The sequence below is a fragment of the Sessilibacter sp. MAH1 genome (genome assembly GCF_054658315.1).
Map to the genome: position 1 here is coordinate 64,992 of NZ_BAAGIC010000008.1, position 17,362 is coordinate 82,353.

The window sequence follows — 17,362 nt, forward strand, 5'->3', positions numbered from 1 at the left end:
CAAAATCTACTGTTCCGATCGAGCCTTAGCTCGAATGCGATATTGATTAAATTAATATTGCTCTATTTCTCTCAATTCACGGTTCTTTAGTGAGTACTGCTAACACGCAGATACTTAATTACGCTGAGAAAGATTTTCCGCAGCCACAACTTGCCGTTGCATTCGGGTTTTCAAATTTAAAACCACTGCCTTCCATGCTATCAATAAAATCGACTTTCACACCTTGCAGTAAAGGTTCGCTGGCTTTGTCGATCAACATTTTAATGCCACCGATTTCATGCACTGTATCGTTTTCTGAAATGGAATCTTCAAGTCTTAAACCGTATTGAAAACCTGAACAACCACCACCATCGACCTTGATGCGCAAACCAGCGATATTTTTCTCGCTATTTTCGATAAAACGGCTAACTGCTTTCACTGCGCTTTCAGTTAAGATAACCATTTGTTGTATCTCCTCGTGGCAAACTGTTTGCAAATCATTGTGTGTGCAAAAGTGTAAAAGAGCGTTTTAGAGCACCTAAAGATTGTTGTGACCCAATCAAGCTCGATGAAATAAGTACTCAAGGAAAAGTGCAACGCTTATACCATCGATTTTTACCAAACTTTTTTTGATAAAAATCAACGATTTAGTAAGAATCGATAAGCGACACAGCTGTTTTAAAGATCACCACCAACAACGCTTTGTAACATTCACGACAACCCAAGAGGACGCCAACATGCCTTATATGCTACAACCCGGTGACACAATTTTTGCCACAAAAGATATATTGAACGACGGCAGCTTTCCCGAAAAAGCCGAAGAAGAATTATTGGTTTCGAAAGGTACCCGTGGTGTAATTGTTAACTTTGGGCATTTAGAAGAAAACGAAGACCAAGAAATATTTTTGGTACAGTTTGAAAAGGGTAATGAAAGCGCTGAACTCGGCCCGCCAATTGGTTGCTGGCCAGAAGATATAGAAATTGTTGGTGACGATTTAAGTCGTTAATTTAGGCATCTATCACGGTCTAATCTAGATAGAACTCGTATATTTTCTTCATTATTAAACGTTCTATGCTAATTAACTGAAAACTATCCGGCAATTCGATCCAGCGCCATGACATTGGCGCTTGGAAGGGTTGCTCGCTGGATACACGCAGTAAAAACACATTCATTAAACATCCCGGCGTGTCTATCGTTGTCTTAAATTCACTCACAATATCCAGCTGTTCTAACGGCAAAGCGTGCTTTGTGCATAATTTTTTTAAGTACGATGACGGATGAGTAACTACATTGGAATTTGATAATATTTTCTGCGAAAGGAGTGAATTATCGTTTTCTATAATTTCTGATAATGAGGGTAACTTACTAGGAAGGGATAGATGACCGGTTTGATTTATTAAAAATCGTAAGCGTGCACTTGTTGGGTGTAAATGAATAATAACAAATCGTAGCGGCCAGTTCTGTGGTGGATTTTCTAGCAGTTCTAACATGGGTAGGAATTGCATGGGTAGAAATTGTTATAAAATTAAATGGGATTAATTTGGTATTTATAGGGCTAATATTTTATAAACAACAGCGCCTTCAAACAGTTGTGTGCCACCGGCTTGCATTACTACTTCTTTCAAGCCACTCAAAGACAATACTTCGACACCTGCTAAGTAATTTACACCCAGTTTTTTCCAGACAGTTGACCAAGGTAAACTTGGCCCCATTAATACCACATTGGCGTCTTTACAACATTGTAATAACATCGGTAATGTTTTATTAACAATACTGGAGGCCGTAATAAACACCCAGTCAGATTCTGATAGATAGTAATAAGCCGCCACATCAGGGTAATCATTACCTTGTGGATTTTTTTCGATGATCGTCCACAACTCGGGATTTATATCGTTTTGCTTTAACAGTATTTCTAAACCAGGATACCGGCCAATTACCGATACTTGCTTACCATGCAACTGCGGCAAAAAATGTTTAAAAACCGTTAGATTTCCGGGAATTGACTGCGAGCCATCAATATTTTCCGCATTATTCAACAATGTAGAACGGGAATTAATAACCGTATTTATGGCAAGTGCGCCAACGGTTGCTTCAGCCCATTCCCAACTTTTAATAGACGTAAAATATTGTTGAATGGGCGAATTTATTAAACTACCCGACCACGGCAAGGTTCTGGCAATATTTTTGGGGCTGAAAAAAATACCTTGCTGTGAGAAAAAATTAGACACTCTAAGGTCATATTTCTCCGTTAAAAAACCGGCGCTTAAATACGACCAATTAATGCCTAAGCAGATTTCTTTAATAATGGCAGGATTGTCTACCGATAGGAGCTTGTTTGTATTGGGAGAGAGTATGTTACTCGCTTCTTTTATCAACTCGTCATAAAGATACCAAGGCGACATAGATTAGCTACTCACAACGCAGGCAGTAATCGTAATTCGGTTTTAATATCGTCACTGTTGCCCCATGCGGTAACGGCTTCTACAAACCAACGGCCGTCTTTTGGATGATTGCGTACCACATCGGCTTCAGCGTAAACGCGTCCACTGCTGTGAACTTGTATTTCTCCGGTTTGATTTCCATGTTGATCGCGCCAAATACCAAATAAGGTTTCGCTGCTGTCGAACGGATCAATCCTTAAAGAATATTGTGCGAGTTCGGGCCTTGGTAAGGTGTTTAAATTATCCTGCAAACCAACTTCAATTAACTGCACGCGCATGGCCTGCCAGATGCTTTGCAGTATTTCACGCTTTTCTAAAAGAGCAGATTCCAAGTCTTTGGAGGATAGTGCTGTATTCATAGATCACTCATCAAATGAGCGCGCGATAAATAAAAAATTTGATCCACCAATTTCGTCATTAGGGTCTAGCTCTTCTAATTTTGACAACACCTTTTTCGCCAAAAAAACTTTGCCTCGTCGCAGACGTATTACGCCCAGTGCTTTCAGGCAGAACAAGAAATGTCTTGGATCGGAATCGTGTAATAGCCAATTGGTCGTGCAAGGTTTGAGTAAACGATAATTTTTACAAAACTGGTTTCGATCCGATAATAGCGTCATTAATCGCCAAACCATACGCTCAGCTTCTTTATAACGCCCCACCCGAAAATAAAACTTAAACAATGCCATGTATGGATCTACACAACCCGACCATTGTTCGTGTATTTCGAGTAGTCTTTCTTCTAAGTATAAATTGCCTTTTACTAGCGAATTTGGATCGGATTTTGAGAAATCCATATCCAACAATCGATTTAGTTCCAGTGCTAAGTCGTCTGGAATTTTTCGGGAAAAATAGATTCGATCGCCACCAATATATTTGATCTTATCTGGCGATGCATTTGCAGAAGGAACTTTAGAAATCAATACAGATGTATCCATTGCTACTACTCGATAAATTGTTACCAAATCTCTGCCGGTGCCATCTTTTCAGTAATTGGATCGCCATTCATTAAATGCTGCTCGACAATTTTTGGAACAATATCCGGTGTTATTTGGCAATACATAATGCCCTCTGGATAGACCAAAACATTGACACCAACCTGACACGGGCCAAGACAACCGGCACTGGTTAAGGCAACCTTACCCATTAATTGCCGTTGATTAATTTCATTGGCGAAGCTTTGAAATACATCCACGGCTCCTGTTTGACCACAGCTGCCACGTGGATGACCTTCAGCACGAGTTTGCGCGCATATAAATACGTGTTTTTCTGGGCGTGGCATAATCGGCCTCCTAGTCTTAGGCTGGGTAGTATTGATGAATTGTAGTATTGATGAATTGTTGAATGATTACCGCGAATTAATTTATGCCGCTTCTTGATGGCTGTGACAATTTTTCGGACATACTTTAGAACACGACATACAACCAATGCAGTCCATTTCATTTGAAATCGACATAACCATCATTTCGTCGTCATCATCGTAAAAGTCGTCGTCATCATCTAAATTTTCGACAGAGCCACGCTCGACCAATTCAAACACATTTCTAGGACACACTTTGTAACAACGGCCACAACCAATACAGGTTGATTGATCGAGCGCTACAACGAATTGAGGAGTCCACTCTTCTCCACCGCGAGTATGACCAACAATCTTTCCGCCAGACATGATTGACCTCCATAGACTATTTTCAGTAAATCAGGCTATTTAGTATTTATAAAGACCTCTGATTAAATCATGGGAAGATTCATCAGAGTACATAAATTGAATCAGCTACTGTTTTCAAAATTAGCAACACAATTTGTGTTGTTAGAAACTCTAGATCACCTACAATTTTCTGAATATTAAGCAATCGCAGCTTCTGCTTCTTCCAGTTGCTTGGCCGCGATGGCCCACTCCCGGCATGCAGCAGCGGTTTTTTCAGCAATTTCGGCTAGCTTGTCGAAATCTGTCCAAAGTCTGTCTTCCACCAAGTCATGCACTTCTGAAGCTAATTCGGTGGCAATACGCTTTTTTTTACGTACATCTTTTTGAAGTGCTTTTAAAGCGTCGTCTGTCATGTTTTCACCTCAATCTATTAATCGGTAAAAATTTCCAAATATTTACATTTAAATGATTAAAGCTCAGCAACAACTCTGTGATCTTCTATCAGCTGAGCCGCTTTTTGAACGATCTTCTCACTGTCTTCAATGAGTTTTTCTAAACTCGGAAAACCAAAGCGGTGCACATCGCGAAGGGTTTTATCCAAAGCAATTAATTTACCGACAACAATAAACGCGCGGCCAAATCCTTCGTGTGTTAAATTAACAACAGGTACAGCCATTAATCCGGTACGTTGCTCAATGGTTGACGCTAATGCGTTGTAATAAGCTTTTAATCGTGAAATAACAACTTCATCTGGGTCGCCAACTACTGGGATTTCACGCTTACGTTCTTTGGTTAAAATCAGCGGATCTACAACTTTTTCGTCACTCCAGTTATCGTAGGTGCCGTAGCTATCTACAGCTCTAAGCTGCAGTACCATTTGCCGTACAAATGGTTGCGCCATTAAATCTTCAGAAACTGCAACTGCTTCAGACATTGTTCTCTCCAATATTTTTGTAGAAAGCTTGTTAATTTTAAGTCGTTCGAAATATTAATAAATTTCGAATGTTGCTCACGAATTTATTCGTCCCAACCTTGCATTTCCATGTCGTGAAAGCGGTTTAAATCTAAGGTATTTTTAGTGATTGCTTTTGCCAACCAAGTAGAAGGACCTTGTAATAACTCTTGCTGAAGTGCTTCGATAAGTTCTTCTATAACTGCACCTTCAACGACTTTTACCGGCTGCACGCCCAAAGATAACAATTGTCGCACCGCAGACGCACCACAAGCCCGGCAATAAACGGCAATGCAATCTTTTAAAAAATCTAACTTTTGCGCTAATTTAATTTCGTTTTCATCGTTGCTAATGGGATCAAACTCGGCTATGTGCAATAGCACTTTATGGCCGGGATTTACGCCATAAACCACAAATTGCTCGGCTGAGCCAAAATGTTGATCAACATGAGTGCGATCGGACGTTGCAAATGCCACTTTTAACAGATCATCGGTGGACTCGTCGGTAACCACCGAAAGATTACGTTTGAGTCCACTCATGATCAGTGACCTCCCCAGATATTCGGGCCACGCTCCCCTACGTTTTGGTAGAGCGCTTGGGCTTCGGCTTTTTGCGAATAAATGGAGTGATACGGTTGAATATCTTGATGATGTGCAAGTTTCATATTAGCTATATCAAACAAAGCTTGCTGAATGCCGCGATAACCAATCCAACAACGTTGAAAACCACCCACCAAATCGTACTGTGGAAAACCCGCTCTTACTAAAGGCACGTGCAAACGTTCTGCGCTTTCGCTAGCGTGTGAATTACCAATTAATAATTCTGCACGCTGTTCTTTTGCCAGAATTTCTAGGTCTTCCATATCACCAATTTGAATCTGTTCTATGGATAATTTACCCAGGGTTTTCGAATTTGCCGGAATAACTGCGGCAACCATGGATGCCCCCATAGATGTTATCAATGCATCAAAACCCACTAATAAGTCACCGTCACCGGCCATCGCAACTCGGGTGGAGCCAATCATAAAATGAGTATCGAGCATGGCGTCTTGTAATTGTTTGCGATGGCGCTGCCATTTGGGCGCAACTTCACAATTACTGATTTGCGATAACGTGTACAACCATTGATCAACAGCCTCTAACGTCATTAAATGCGGGAAATAATAATTAGGCACACCGGTTTTCTTTTTTAAACTCAAGGCAGCGGGTTTAATGCTTTCCCCTAACACCAATGACGCGACGCTTTCACCGGCGGTTTTTAAATCATCAACCGTGAGACCACCGGTTGTTAGCGGATTAAAATTTTCGTCGGGTAAATGACCATCTAACGAGCCGGATAAATCGGGAATTAACATGGCGCGTAAGCCAAAGCTTTCGATACTGTCTACCACGTACTCTAAATCGCCGGGTGTAAGATTCGCATGACACAAAACATTGACTTGTTTTTTTCGCAGACCAACCCGATTATTTTCTGGATTTTGTTCATCAAAAGTTGTTGGCACTAGCGTTTCAATAATACCTTTTAAGGCGGTGGCAAAACCGCTTTCAAAACTGCCGCTAAAATCAGGCGTATTAACGGCGACTACATGATTGTTTTCAAACTGTGGATATTTGGCACGAAATTGTTTTACTGCACCATGAATATCGGAACCTTGTGTTTCGGCTAAGCCAGTGGTGACCAAACCTAAAATAGTTGGCGAGCTTTTTTCGCAAATATTTTTAAGGGCTTCAACGATGTTATCGTCAGCACCCATCACGGAACTGACCTGATCCATTGCCGTGGTTTGCAAAGGAATAGGCTCTCGAAAATGGCGAACAAAAAATACTTTTGCAAATGCCGTACATCCTTGGGAACCGTGCATGATCGGCATTGAACGAGAAAACCCCAAAAAAGCAAGTGAAGCACCCACGGTTTGGCTTGCTTTAAGTGGGCTTACCGATAATGCTTTACGTCTTTTTAATAGCTCAGTCATTTTAGGTTCCTAACGTTGCATTAAAATTGGGAGCATCAGACAGTTTGTCGCCAGATTTATCAGACTCGGTAACGCCAACTGTATCGGTTAAAATAGTGGTTGAAACCATTTTCTCGGTATTTGTTTCCCAGGGTGCTTTGCTCTCCCAAGGCGCTTTACTTTTTGCGGTATTCCAAACGGGGCTTTCAATGGTGAGCGTTAATTGTCGTACTAATTCCAACATACCATCGTAACCGGCATAACCAAATTCACGTTCTTGGTTAATATCTAAAAAGGGAATTCTGGCTTTAAGTGCCGTATACATATTGCGACCACCGGCAATTAAAATGTCGGCTTTGTAATCGTTCACGATACGAATTAATTCTTTAGGGTTGCCATCGTCGATCATTAAGGTATCGTCGCCCATTAATTCGCGAATTCTAGCTTTGTCTTCTTCGGTGGATTTTTTGGTACCGGTTGCAACAACTTTCATACCCAAATCTTGCAACGCAGAAATGACCGACCAAGACTTCACACCACCGGTGTAAAGCAATACGCGTTTACCTTGTAATCGAGGGCGCCATGCATTTAACGCTTCTCTAATGCGTTTTTCTTCGCGTTCGATCAGTGCTTCGGTACGTGCAGTTAAATCATCGTCATTAATTAATTTTGCAAAACCGCGCAAAGCTTCAGACGTATCGGTAATGCCGTAAAAACTGCCTTCAAACCAAGGAGTGCCGTAATTATCTTGCAGTTTACGAGCGACATTAAGCATCGCCTTTGAGCAAACCATCATATTCACTTCGGCTTTATGCATGGTTTGCACTTCATGAAAACGCGCATCACCAGAAAGCGTACACAGTACGCGTAAACCTAATTCATCCAGTAACGGCAATACATACCAAAATTCACCGGCAATGTTGTATTCGCCAATTAAATTTACATCGTGAATTTTAATATTGTCGCGTTGCGCAAATTCTGCAACTGGCTCTGGATCCCGCGTACCGACAACATGTTTAAACATCGCATCACCAGCAATGCGGTTGCCTAAATTTTTAGTGCCGTAAAAACCTGCGCAATCGACGGGCACCACCGGCACGCCGAATTTTTCGGATGTGGCTTTGCAAACCGCATCTATATCGTCACCAATAAGTGCCGGTACACAGGTGTTATACACAAATACAGCGGGAGGGTTGTAGTCTTCTACGGCTTGTTTAATAGAATGATAAAGTCTTTTTTCACCACGCCCCATTACAATATCTTGTTCGGTAAGATCGGTGGTCATGCCAATACGAAACAAAGTAGAACCGCTACTGCGTGTACCTCGGTTATCCCAAGAGCTACCCGCGCAAGCAATAGGACCATGAACAATATGTGCAACATCGGCGATAGGTAATAAGGCGATTTGCGCACCATCAAACGCGCAACCGCCGGCGGCGGAGCCGGGTTTGGGTTTTGCACAGCCGGATTTGGACTTGTTGTTGTGTTCGCAGGCGGGTTCGTCTAATAATTCGGCGATGTCTTTGGCTTTCATTCAACACTCTCCCCCTGTTTGCGCATTAGTGCAAACCACGACAAATTTATGTGAGTGAAGGACTGATAATTCTAGCCCCGCAACAGTTGTTTATAGTGGTAGCAATAACCACTCCCTTGCGTATAACTGTATAAACATTTGAAAAACATACTATTTTTTGAAAGCGTCGCGTGTAAGAAACACGACAATCTTGATTTGATGGAATGACTGCAACAATCAGAAGCGTATAGGAAACTCTGATTAACTTGGATTTTCTAACGACACAAGGGTTTGCCGCCGAGTTCGGGCACGGTAAGTAATTAAAATTGGGAGAAAATTAGAAATCGCATTTTTAATTTCTGCCCTCTGATTAAATCATGGATTTGTTAATCAGAGGTTCTTATACAGTAATTACGAAATAATCGAATGAGATGATTGAGTTGATAAAAAGCGTTTTTAATTTGGGATTAATTACCACATCAAATTTCGATGTAAATAGAATTTGCAGTGAAGTAAGCAAACAACAGAAGTCAGCAGCTGAAAATTAAATTGCCTAAATTAATCACAGGCGAGCTAGACCAAGGTTTTTATTGCTACTTTAGAGATTTAAAATACATTAACCCGGTTTTAGTCTACTAACAACCATCTCAGACTTTATTCATTTGGATAATACTAGTTAATTTATTTTTTCGTTAACCGTATAAATTTTCTAGAGCAAAGCTCAAATCAATTAAATGGACAGGTAAGTGAGCGTCTAAAAGGCTAGACATATTTTTTAGCAAAGCCAATCGAAAAATAAAAACTGAGATCGTTGTTGTTATCTTAAAAATCTGAATCCTAAAAAATATTGACGAAATTTATTGATATAAATATTTTAGGATTTTAAGAAACCTAACAATAAAAATCAGAGTGAATTATTATGCAACTCACGCAATATTAATTTTTTTACATCCATTGAGTTCTAATAAGTTCAAAACAAACTTGCCCCCACGAACAGCCAAGAACGGAAAAATGTATTACCTGTGTCACTTCTGAAAATAATTAAACCCGTGATGACATTTGAACTTCTGTTATCAGTTTAATTACCTGTTTGAATTGTGAAGATGTTAATCAGAACTCATCATAAACAACCCAACTCAAAAGCGTTGGAATAACAAACCTTAACTTTTTTGCGTAATAATCAGAAAATTTTTACAGCCGTTACTTTTGATAGAAGCAAACATTCTCGGTGTGCAAAATCAGTGTGTAAAAGTCGAAATGAGCATACCTTATCTGCTCTATTTTTCGTATCTACAACTCTAGAAAAGTGCTTTATTTTTAATAACCATTCACGTTTATACAGTAGCTTCTACTTGGTAATTTTAAGTTAATTAACCTTAACCTTTTTTAATTAAAACATAGCTGCTTATAATTTTAAAAATGGATTTTTCAGCCGTTTGTGAAGCACAAAAAGACTATTACCAAAAATGAAAAAAATTATTAATTTGTGAGAAATTTAATGCTGAACTTTGATAATAATTAACTACCGATGTTCTCTTGAGATTTTGATTAAAGAAAACAAGAAAAATCGTAATGCAAGGAAAATACTTTACGACATACACATTAAAAACATTGCCACTTTGAACGAGTGTTTTTAAATAACAAAAAAATCAACGCGAAAGAATATAATCAATTCTCAATTACATCTTTAAAATTTAATGTGTAAATTTTTCCACAAAACTGATTATATTTTTATAAACGGATTTACAAATACGTGGTTTTATCATATTTTTGATGCGAATTTTAAAGCGACTAGAACTAGATTCAATAATTTATTTATCAAATAAAACTTACGTACTCTAGAAAATATTTTTAGCGGCATAGTGTGATTTAAATCACAACACAAGCATTAGCCTGTTATTAATGACATTACATTTTGTTTTTTGGGAAAGTCCAAGAGTTACACATCTGTAACCACCTCTGAATTTATAGCTCAATATAATATTCGCCGACAAATTGTCGAACAGTTAAATAGCTGAATGCTTAATTTATCAGGTACTGATTTTCCATAACTACTCCGATCCATTTGGAGCTTTCGGCGACACAAGGACGTGCCGCTAATTTCTAAAAATCTAATTTAGTAGAATTTGGGTGATAATGTAAAATCACATTTTTCGTTTTCTGATGAAATTAAGAATGCGTTAGTCGGTGGTTTTATGGCTAATCACTTAGGGAATTAATGTGCAACAGGTTACGCAGTATTTAATTAAATCAATTTGTTGCTTTCACAGCCAAACCTTTATTTATAGGAACCTCTGATTAACTCATCCATGATTTAATCAGAGAACACATCCTTGTGTCGCGAGAAACTCTAGGTTAATCAGAGTTTCCTATAAATAATTTTATTCAACCAATATTAAAAATAAAAAAACGTACTTAATTGTCAGGTCGATAAGGAGAAGATGTGTTTTTATTAAACAGAAGAAGCCTATCAAAAGGGTTCGTAACCGCTGCTGTTCTATCCACTAGCTCATTGGCTTTCGCCATCGGGGAAGGCCCAAATCACAGTCATATCGAGCAAGCACAAATCGATAATGGCTCACTTAAATCTGCCGAGATTATCGCTCACGGGCAGGCTATGTTTACAACCGACTTCAACCGCTTTGACGGCCACGGCGATCCAGGCCGTCCGGGTGTAAACGGTGTGGGTGTTGCTACTGGTTTTAACAGAATCAGCGGCACCGACTCGGTTGCTTGTACTGCTTGTCACAGCAAACCATTTGCCGGCGGCGCCAGCGATAACGCGGCAAATATTTTTCCCGGATTTAATCGTCCAGATAATATTGATTCACCGTCATTCGCGGGCTTGAACGTTAAAAATAGTCAAAGCGTTTTTGGTGGCGGTGCTAAGCAACGTGTTGCTGAAGAAATGAATGCCGAATTAGCTGCTATCGCGGCAGAGGCAATTGCGTTTGCTGCCGACGCCCAGGCTCCTGTTACTCTGCCTCTTGAAGCAAAAGGTATTTCCTTTGGTGAAATTACTGCCCTACCAAATGGAACCTTAGATACCAGTGCTATTGAAGGTGTTTCGCAGGATTTAATTATTCGTCCGTTTAACGTTGTTGGAGCCGAGCCTAATCTACGCAGTTTTGTGGTTGGCGCAATGGAGCAACATTTTGGTATTCAAGCCGAAGAACGTTTTGGTATTGATGGCGATGGCGATGGTGTTGAGCGTGAACTAACTGTTGGTGACGTAACTGCTACTGCGATCTTCCAAGCGGCATTACCCATTCCAACACAAGTTTTACCCAAAGAAAAAGCCGCGCGTCGCGCCGTATTTGCTGGCGAAAAAACCTTCTCGCAAATTGGTTGCGCTAGCTGTCACACACCGGAAATGACTATCGAAAATCCTGTATTCCAGCAACCAGCACCCGGTACAGATTTCGTTGCAACTCTGGATTTAACCCGCGAATCTTTCTTCCCACGGCTAAACCGCAATCGTGATGGTTCTGCGACTGTAAAAATCTTTTCTGACCTAAAACGTCATGATATGGGCGAAGCGTTAGAAGAGCCTTTATTACAGGTTGATCGTGCGAGCACTCGTCACTTTGTAACTTCAGCACTTTGGGGCGTTGCCAGCACGGGCCCATGGTTACACGATGGTCGTGCAACAACACTAACTGATGCTATTTTATTGCACGGTGGTGAAGCTCAAGCAGCAAGCGCTGCGTTTGAAGCATTAGATGCCGAAGAGCAAGCCGAAGTGATTGAGTTCTTGAAGAGTCTACAAATTGTTATTCGTGATCCACGTTTATTGATTCCTAACCTTCCATTAGGCCAATAAGAAAGTGAAAAAACTGCCAACATTGTTGGCAGTTTTTTTATTAGGCTTCGGTGACCAATACCATTAAAAGGCCTTTTTCTACCCACAAACTTGCTTTCAAGCCATTAATAATCACTTCTTTAGGTTTTTCTCCAGCGCTAATTACTGGTATTTTTCCAAACAACTTTTCATCATAACCCACTTCGTAAAGCGTGTAGATTTGGTCATCATTTTTAAATCGAAGCTGCGCAGCACTATCACCACTGATTGAACAGTAACGTCCACCTAGCATTTGCCGTTCGTTTAACTGCCAACTCGTTTCTAAAAAATTAGATTGCGACGGCATAAAATCGAGCTTGTCGAAAAAGATCTGAACTTCGTTAAACGATTGTGTAGATACTTCTAACGGCTTTAATTTAATGTGATTTTCAATAACTTCTAAGGCAATATCACGTGTGTGATCGACATTAGAATTAGAAAATGTGTACACACCCATTACCACGGCTAAAAAAGATGCCATCAGTAAATTAGGTAGCCATCTTCGAAAGTTTGATTCCGGCTCTTCTGTCGCAGAGAGCGGAATTTTTTGCGCTAAATCGTTTTGAATCGTCATGAGCGAGTTTAATTTATCTTCACTTAATTCAAACTGTGTTACTTGATGACGAATCGCGGATTTCAGCGTTTTCGATCTACCGGTATTTTCATCGTCAATCATGGCTTGCTTTCCTTTGTTTCATCATCTTGTTGCAGCTGCTGACAATATTTACGTAAGCGATGTAAGCGAGATAAAAAAGTACCACGTGGTAGATTCAGCAATTCACAGGCTTCATCGGTGCTGTAGCCTAATATCGCCCAGTGGTACAAAATATCTCTGTCTTCGGAAGCAAGCTTGCTCCAAATTTGTGCCAACACACTTCTACTGACATTTAAACTTTCTACATCGATAGATGAGATATCATAAGGTGCTTGCTCTTCAAACAACTCGCTTTGCCAACGCTGTCGAGATCGATAAAAATCAATGTATTTATTGCGAATAATTGTTCGCAAATATCCACTTGGATTTGCAATAACCTTTCCCGCCTGTAATTCACCCAGATATTTTTCCAGAGCAGCTTGTAAAAAATCGTAAGCATCATCTTGGTTTTGACACAAGGTATACGCATACTGAAAAAATTCTTGCAATTGCGGCGGTTCAAATAAAAATGAATTCGTCACGTCATTATTCACAGATTAGCAGTTGAACACGAAAACGCAGACACTACCTGAAAATTCTGCCGGAAAACACTCGCAGAAAATATTTTCAACTTAGATTTTTGGCTTGAATCAACACTCCAATGAGACGAATGAAATTTTTCTCCATTAGCGGTACTTTGAAAGCGATCCAAACAGTTGTAAGTAATAACCAGATTAGGATGATTTTCTTTAATTAACTGCTGAGCCTCGTAATCGAAATGTGAGAATTCAATTAGGACTTCGGGAGTAGAGTCGTGACCTGGGTAGTAATAGCGATCAATAAACGCATATTCAAGTTGTGCAATTTCGGCAATTAATGCCCAGTTATAGGCGTCAGCTTTCGCACTATTTATTTGCGATGCTAAGAATTCGGCGAATTGATCTCCAAAGATATTTACATCCCACCAGGTAGACGGATAATACTTACCGTACACTTGAGCTAAGCTTGTAAAGACAGATTCCCCTAAAATTTTCTCAACGGTTGGAAAATTATTACGCAGTACATTTAATGCCAACATGCGTTGATTGATTTGATAGGGTTTTATATTGCCTTGAAAATCGCCGTCAAAGGCAGTATTACCGTTTACTGACGATACGAATTTCTCTAGCGCTTGATTGTATTTTTGCTGGTCAACATCTCGACTAATATCTGTCATTTTCCTAGATCCCCGGCTACCCTAAGTTACTTCTTATAAATATTGGTGTGTTATTTTCTGTTATTTTGGCTCTGCTTTTCTGGCTCTATTTTTGATCTTGTTTTTCTAATTCTGTTTATCTAATTCTAGGTTTTAGCAAACTCTGGGTTGGTTAGAGTTTCTTTACATTATCATTGCACGTGGGCAAATTTTTGATCTCAATCTTGAACGAATAAAACAATTATGAATATTTTTTGTCACTTATTCTCGCCTAAGAGGGATACTTGTCTAAGATAGATTGTGCGTGACAACATTCATTATAAAGTTCTTGAAAACTGGGAATATTGTTATCGCGTTCAATCAGAACCGAAACGTTATGATACCGATCTAAATAAAGCTCTAAGAGATTCCAGATTTCCTGTGGAATTTCAGCAGAATGCGTATCAATCAACCATTCATCGTGGGTGGAAAAACCGGCTAAGTGAATCTCTTTAATAAATTGATGAGGCAAGGCATCAATGAATGCATCTATCGAAATACCTAAATTTTTGTCGTTTACATAAGCATTTGTTAAATCTAACAGTAGACCGCACCCAGTTCGCTGACATAGCTGCGATAAGAATTCTGACTCAGAAAACTCATTTTCTGAGTATTGTACGTAACGAGACAGATTTTCGATCAGAATGGGACGACCAATGGTTTCTTGTACCTGCTCGATACGGCGACAAAAATGCTCAACAGATTTTTGTGTATAAGGTACCGGTAATAAATCGTGGTAAGAACGTCCGTCAAAGGAGGTGAAGCACGCGTGCTCTGATACAAGCTTTGGCTGTAATTCGTTGGTGAGTTGCTTTAAGCGTTGAAGATATGCAACATCTATCGGCTCAGGTCCGCCCAAATTTAGACTCACACCGTGAAAACTCAGTGGATAGTTTTCAGACAACTCATAGAGCAACTGCTGATTTAGTCCACCATTAATGAAATTGCATATGTGAATTTCAAGCCAGTTAATTTTAGGCTTTTGTGAGAGTATTTCGTAAATATGTGGGAAGCGCAGACCTAAGCCTGCGCCCATGTACTCAACACCGAGAGAGCATTGCTTCCCAGCAAATGAATCTATTGAAGGCATTATTAATAAATTACTTAGCAGGCTTTACAGCCGCAACTTTGCCGCCAGCAATTTTTTCACAAGTACCTTCAGGTACATAAACCCATTCAGATTCAGAAGCTTCTTCAGTGCCCTGACCAGCACAGTGATGTGAGCCGTCTAGAGCGCCACAATCGTTTTGACCAGCCTTAGCAATGCCAGCACACTTTTCCCAAGCGGTTGGTGTACCAGGTACAGCAACTGCGGTTGTAGAGATAGCAGCAACACTTAGAAGAGCAGCAGTAAGAAGAGTTTTGTTCGCCATTTGAGATTTCCTTAATAGGTTTTATTGGACTCGTATCAAATGACGTCTCATCCTCATGTTTGATTGCAGAACATCGAAAAATATTATTTTTAGAGCGAACCCGTGATTTACATCACAGTTAAAGGCCTCCTACCGGAACCTTCATTGCCTCGCTAAAGCCTTCAGACTGAAGCTGAAAGCCTGATATTACAGAATACTCCTTTAAATCTTGTTCTAAGCGTGCATTTCTTCGTTTTGCGTAGTCCTTCGCTTTATTTTTATCCCGACTTCTATAAACCAAGTGATGGAACTTGTGATTAACAACGTACCAAAACTCTGGATCAAAGCCACTGTTCGTAGACATAGAAAAATACCCGATTGTTAGCTACTTATAATCTAATTTGGAAATTAATCCGATCTAGAAATCAACTGATCATCAGACAGAATAGGAGGAGTATAGAAAAAGGGTAGCAGTAATTTTATGAAAAGAAACAACCAGTGAAGACTATCTTTTTAATTTATTAATTAATTCAAATAATTATATCAAAGCCGGTCACACTTAAACCTTTAAGCATATTAAGAATATCTCATTTATTTTTCCGCAACTTGCACCATCATTTAAACTATTGCTGCGATAAATTTTTTCTAACAACTTAAATTTAGCACAATATAGCAATTCATAATTTATAAATGCCGATTAATTTCTTCAGAAATTAATCGTCGAACAGATTTTTATTGACCTTATAAATAGACCGTAAATCAGGGCTTTCATTGATATAAAATCGAAGTCGAAAAAAAACCACACTCAAGTTAACTTGAATGTGGTTTGCATGTTCTTCGGAGCACTCTCAATGAGCACATCGTCAGATTACAAAAAAATTAAAAAACACTTCTACAAGGAAGGGTACAACGACAACAACGACTTAGATGGAAAACGATTTAAAATTAAAAATGCACAGGTAAACCAGATAACCACTGGCGGCGAGAATTAATCATCGCTTTATAAGATTGAAGAACGGCGATGTCGATCACTTCTGTATCGATACTGTAAGTTTCAAGCTGTCTTTGCAAGCTGGTAATTTCAGCCATTATTTTTCCCTTACAAACACCCGAAAGCTGAATATCAACATTTGATGGCAACTGTTTTAATGATTTCATAGTGATAACCCAAGAAAATGATCGTTTCGAAATTAAATTTTATTGAAAAAATTTTTTTCACACGTGAAGGCACATCTAATTATTTTTATTTTTTACAATTAACTTTAAAAATAATGCACTAACTACCCAAAATATTAATACATCAAAAATACATATTTTATTTTTGACACACTAAAAAACCGATTAAATTAAAAAATGCAGAAACACTTTTTAATTAAGTAGAAAATTTGGAAAACACAAAACTTATATATAATTACCCTGTAAATAATACGGGGGAAATTTCTATTTTATTGAAAACATTAGCACCTGGGAGATGCCCAATAAATAAAAGTTGAGTTTAATATTTACAGCCAAGTATTTAACAGCTCGAACACATTATGTAATTATCGTTCAACACTGAATACAAATTACTGCTTAATTTCTCATTCGTCAATCGTTAATTAAAAACTTTTGTTTTTTCAAAAAAAATTAATACATACTAATATTTGTATTTACACAATCACTTTTAAATAATCCAAAGTAATCTTCTAACAGCAGATAGAGCTAACACGCTGAAAGCTTGTGTTTAACCGTTTCATGCCAACGCTGCGATTAAAAACCATAACCACTTAGCCATAGATTTAATCATGTACGTGCTCAAAGCAATTCAATTACTTTTATCGTA

General features: G+C 39.1%; 21 protein-coding genes. 2 read left to right on the top strand and 19 right to left on the bottom strand.

Going from position 1 to position 17,362, the window contains the following annotated elements; translation table 11 throughout:
- Positions 1–118 precede the first annotated feature (118 nt).
- Positions 119–442, bottom strand: a complete 324-nt coding sequence (locus tag ACYQ28_RS09780; protein WP_460049700.1) for a HesB/IscA family protein — start codon at positions 440–442, stop codon at positions 119–121.
- A gap of 274 nt (positions 443–716) precedes the next feature.
- Between ACYQ28_RS09780 and ACYQ28_RS09785 the strand changes: the two genes are divergently transcribed.
- Entirely contained in the window at positions 717–986 is a 270-nt protein-coding gene (locus ACYQ28_RS09785) for a nitrogen fixation protein NifZ (RefSeq protein ID WP_460049701.1), read from the top strand.
- Positions 987–1,005: 19 nt separating this feature from the next.
- Here the strand turns inward: ACYQ28_RS09785 and ACYQ28_RS09790 are convergent, their stop codons facing one another.
- The 11 genes from ACYQ28_RS09790 to nifE all read right to left on the bottom strand — a co-directional run bounded on the left by ACYQ28_RS09790 (position 1,006) and on the right by nifE (position 8,500).
- Entirely contained in the window at positions 1,006–1,485 is a 480-nt protein-coding gene (locus tag ACYQ28_RS09790) for a hypothetical protein (RefSeq protein ID WP_460049702.1), read from the bottom strand.
- A gap of 42 nt (positions 1,486–1,527) precedes the next feature.
- Positions 1,528–2,382, bottom strand: a complete 855-nt coding sequence (locus ACYQ28_RS09795; RefSeq protein WP_460049703.1) for a Rossmann-like domain-containing protein — start codon at positions 2,380–2,382, stop codon at positions 1,528–1,530.
- An 11-nt stretch (positions 2,383–2,393) separates the two neighbouring features.
- A complete protein-coding gene (locus tag ACYQ28_RS09800) occupies positions 2,394–2,780 on the bottom strand; it encodes a hypothetical protein (RefSeq protein WP_460049704.1) in 387 nt (128 codons plus the stop codon).
- Positions 2,781–2,783: 3 nt separating this feature from the next.
- A complete protein-coding gene (locus ACYQ28_RS09805; RefSeq protein ID WP_460049705.1) occupies positions 2,784–3,356 on the bottom strand; it encodes a hypothetical protein in 573 nt (190 codons plus the stop codon).
- Positions 3,357–3,376: 20 nt separating this feature from the next.
- On the bottom strand, positions 3,377–3,700 hold the full coding sequence (locus ACYQ28_RS09810; RefSeq protein WP_460049707.1) for a (2Fe-2S) ferredoxin domain-containing protein: 324 nt from the start codon (positions 3,698–3,700) through the stop codon (positions 3,377–3,379).
- An 81-nt stretch (positions 3,701–3,781) separates the two neighbouring features.
- Positions 3,782–4,084 carry a ferredoxin III, nif-specific gene (gene fdxB / locus ACYQ28_RS09815; protein ID WP_460049709.1) on the bottom strand — a complete coding sequence of 101 codons (303 nt, stop codon included), beginning with the start codon at positions 4,082–4,084 and terminating at the stop codon, positions 3,782–3,784.
- Positions 4,085–4,260: 176 nt separating this feature from the next.
- Positions 4,261–4,476 carry a CCE_0567 family metalloprotein gene (locus ACYQ28_RS09820; protein WP_460049711.1) on the bottom strand — a complete coding sequence of 72 codons (216 nt, stop codon included), beginning with the start codon at positions 4,474–4,476 and terminating at the stop codon, positions 4,261–4,263.
- Between the two features lie 56 nt (positions 4,477–4,532).
- A complete protein-coding gene (locus ACYQ28_RS09825; protein ID WP_460049713.1) occupies positions 4,533–4,997 on the bottom strand; it encodes a NifX-associated nitrogen fixation protein in 465 nt (154 codons plus the stop codon).
- 83 nt (positions 4,998–5,080) lie between these two features.
- A complete protein-coding gene (locus tag ACYQ28_RS09830; protein ID WP_460049715.1) occupies positions 5,081–5,554 on the bottom strand; it encodes a NifB/NifX family molybdenum-iron cluster-binding protein in 474 nt (157 codons plus the stop codon).
- A gap of 2 nt (positions 5,555–5,556) precedes the next feature.
- A complete protein-coding gene (nifN, locus tag ACYQ28_RS09835) occupies positions 5,557–6,987 on the bottom strand; it encodes a nitrogenase iron-molybdenum cofactor biosynthesis protein NifN (protein ID WP_460049717.1) in 1,431 nt (476 codons plus the stop codon).
- Position 6,988: 1 nt separating this feature from the next.
- Entirely contained in the window at positions 6,989–8,500 is a 1,512-nt protein-coding gene (gene nifE, locus ACYQ28_RS09840) for a nitrogenase iron-molybdenum cofactor biosynthesis protein NifE (protein WP_460049719.1), read from the bottom strand.
- A 2,422-nt stretch (positions 8,501–10,922) separates the two neighbouring features.
- Between nifE and ACYQ28_RS09845 the strand changes: the two genes are divergently transcribed.
- Complete coding sequence (locus tag ACYQ28_RS09845; RefSeq protein ID WP_460049721.1) at positions 10,923–12,302, top strand: di-heme oxidoredictase family protein; 1,380 nt, start codon at positions 10,923–10,925, stop codon at positions 12,300–12,302.
- Positions 12,303–12,342: 40 nt separating this feature from the next.
- Here the strand turns inward: ACYQ28_RS09845 and ACYQ28_RS09850 are convergent, their stop codons facing one another.
- The 7 genes from ACYQ28_RS09850 to ACYQ28_RS09880 all read right to left on the bottom strand — a co-directional run bounded on the left by ACYQ28_RS09850 (position 12,343) and on the right by ACYQ28_RS09880 (position 16,698).
- Positions 12,343–12,996, bottom strand: a complete 654-nt coding sequence (locus ACYQ28_RS09850) for a hypothetical protein (RefSeq protein WP_460049723.1) — start codon at positions 12,994–12,996, stop codon at positions 12,343–12,345.
- Positions 12,993–13,496, bottom strand: a complete 504-nt coding sequence (locus ACYQ28_RS09855; RefSeq protein ID WP_460049725.1) for an RNA polymerase sigma factor — start codon at positions 13,494–13,496, stop codon at positions 12,993–12,995. Before ACYQ28_RS09855 ends, ACYQ28_RS09850 begins: the two co-directional genes overlap by 4 nt.
- Before the next feature lie 8 nt (positions 13,497–13,504).
- Positions 13,505–14,170, bottom strand: coding sequence for an HvfC/BufC family peptide modification chaperone (locus ACYQ28_RS09860; RefSeq protein WP_460049727.1), 666 nt, complete (start codon positions 14,168–14,170; stop codon positions 13,505–13,507).
- A gap of 250 nt (positions 14,171–14,420) precedes the next feature.
- Positions 14,421–15,278: an MNIO family bufferin maturase gene (gene bufB, locus ACYQ28_RS09865; protein WP_460049729.1), complete on the bottom strand. Its 858-nt coding sequence runs from the start codon at positions 15,276–15,278 to the stop codon at positions 14,421–14,423.
- Positions 15,279–15,288: 10 nt separating this feature from the next.
- Entirely contained in the window at positions 15,289–15,561 is a 273-nt protein-coding gene (locus ACYQ28_RS09870; RefSeq protein WP_460049731.1) for a BufA1 family periplasmic bufferin-type metallophore, read from the bottom strand.
- A gap of 118 nt (positions 15,562–15,679) precedes the next feature.
- Complete coding sequence (locus tag ACYQ28_RS09875) at positions 15,680–15,904, bottom strand: hypothetical protein (RefSeq protein WP_460049733.1); 225 nt, start codon at positions 15,902–15,904, stop codon at positions 15,680–15,682.
- 581 nt (positions 15,905–16,485) lie between these two features.
- Positions 16,486–16,698 (bottom strand): hypothetical protein, encoded by a 213-nt coding sequence (locus ACYQ28_RS09880; RefSeq protein ID WP_460049735.1) that lies wholly within the window; start codon positions 16,696–16,698, stop codon positions 16,486–16,488.
- Between the last annotated feature and the right edge of the window lie 664 nt (positions 16,699–17,362).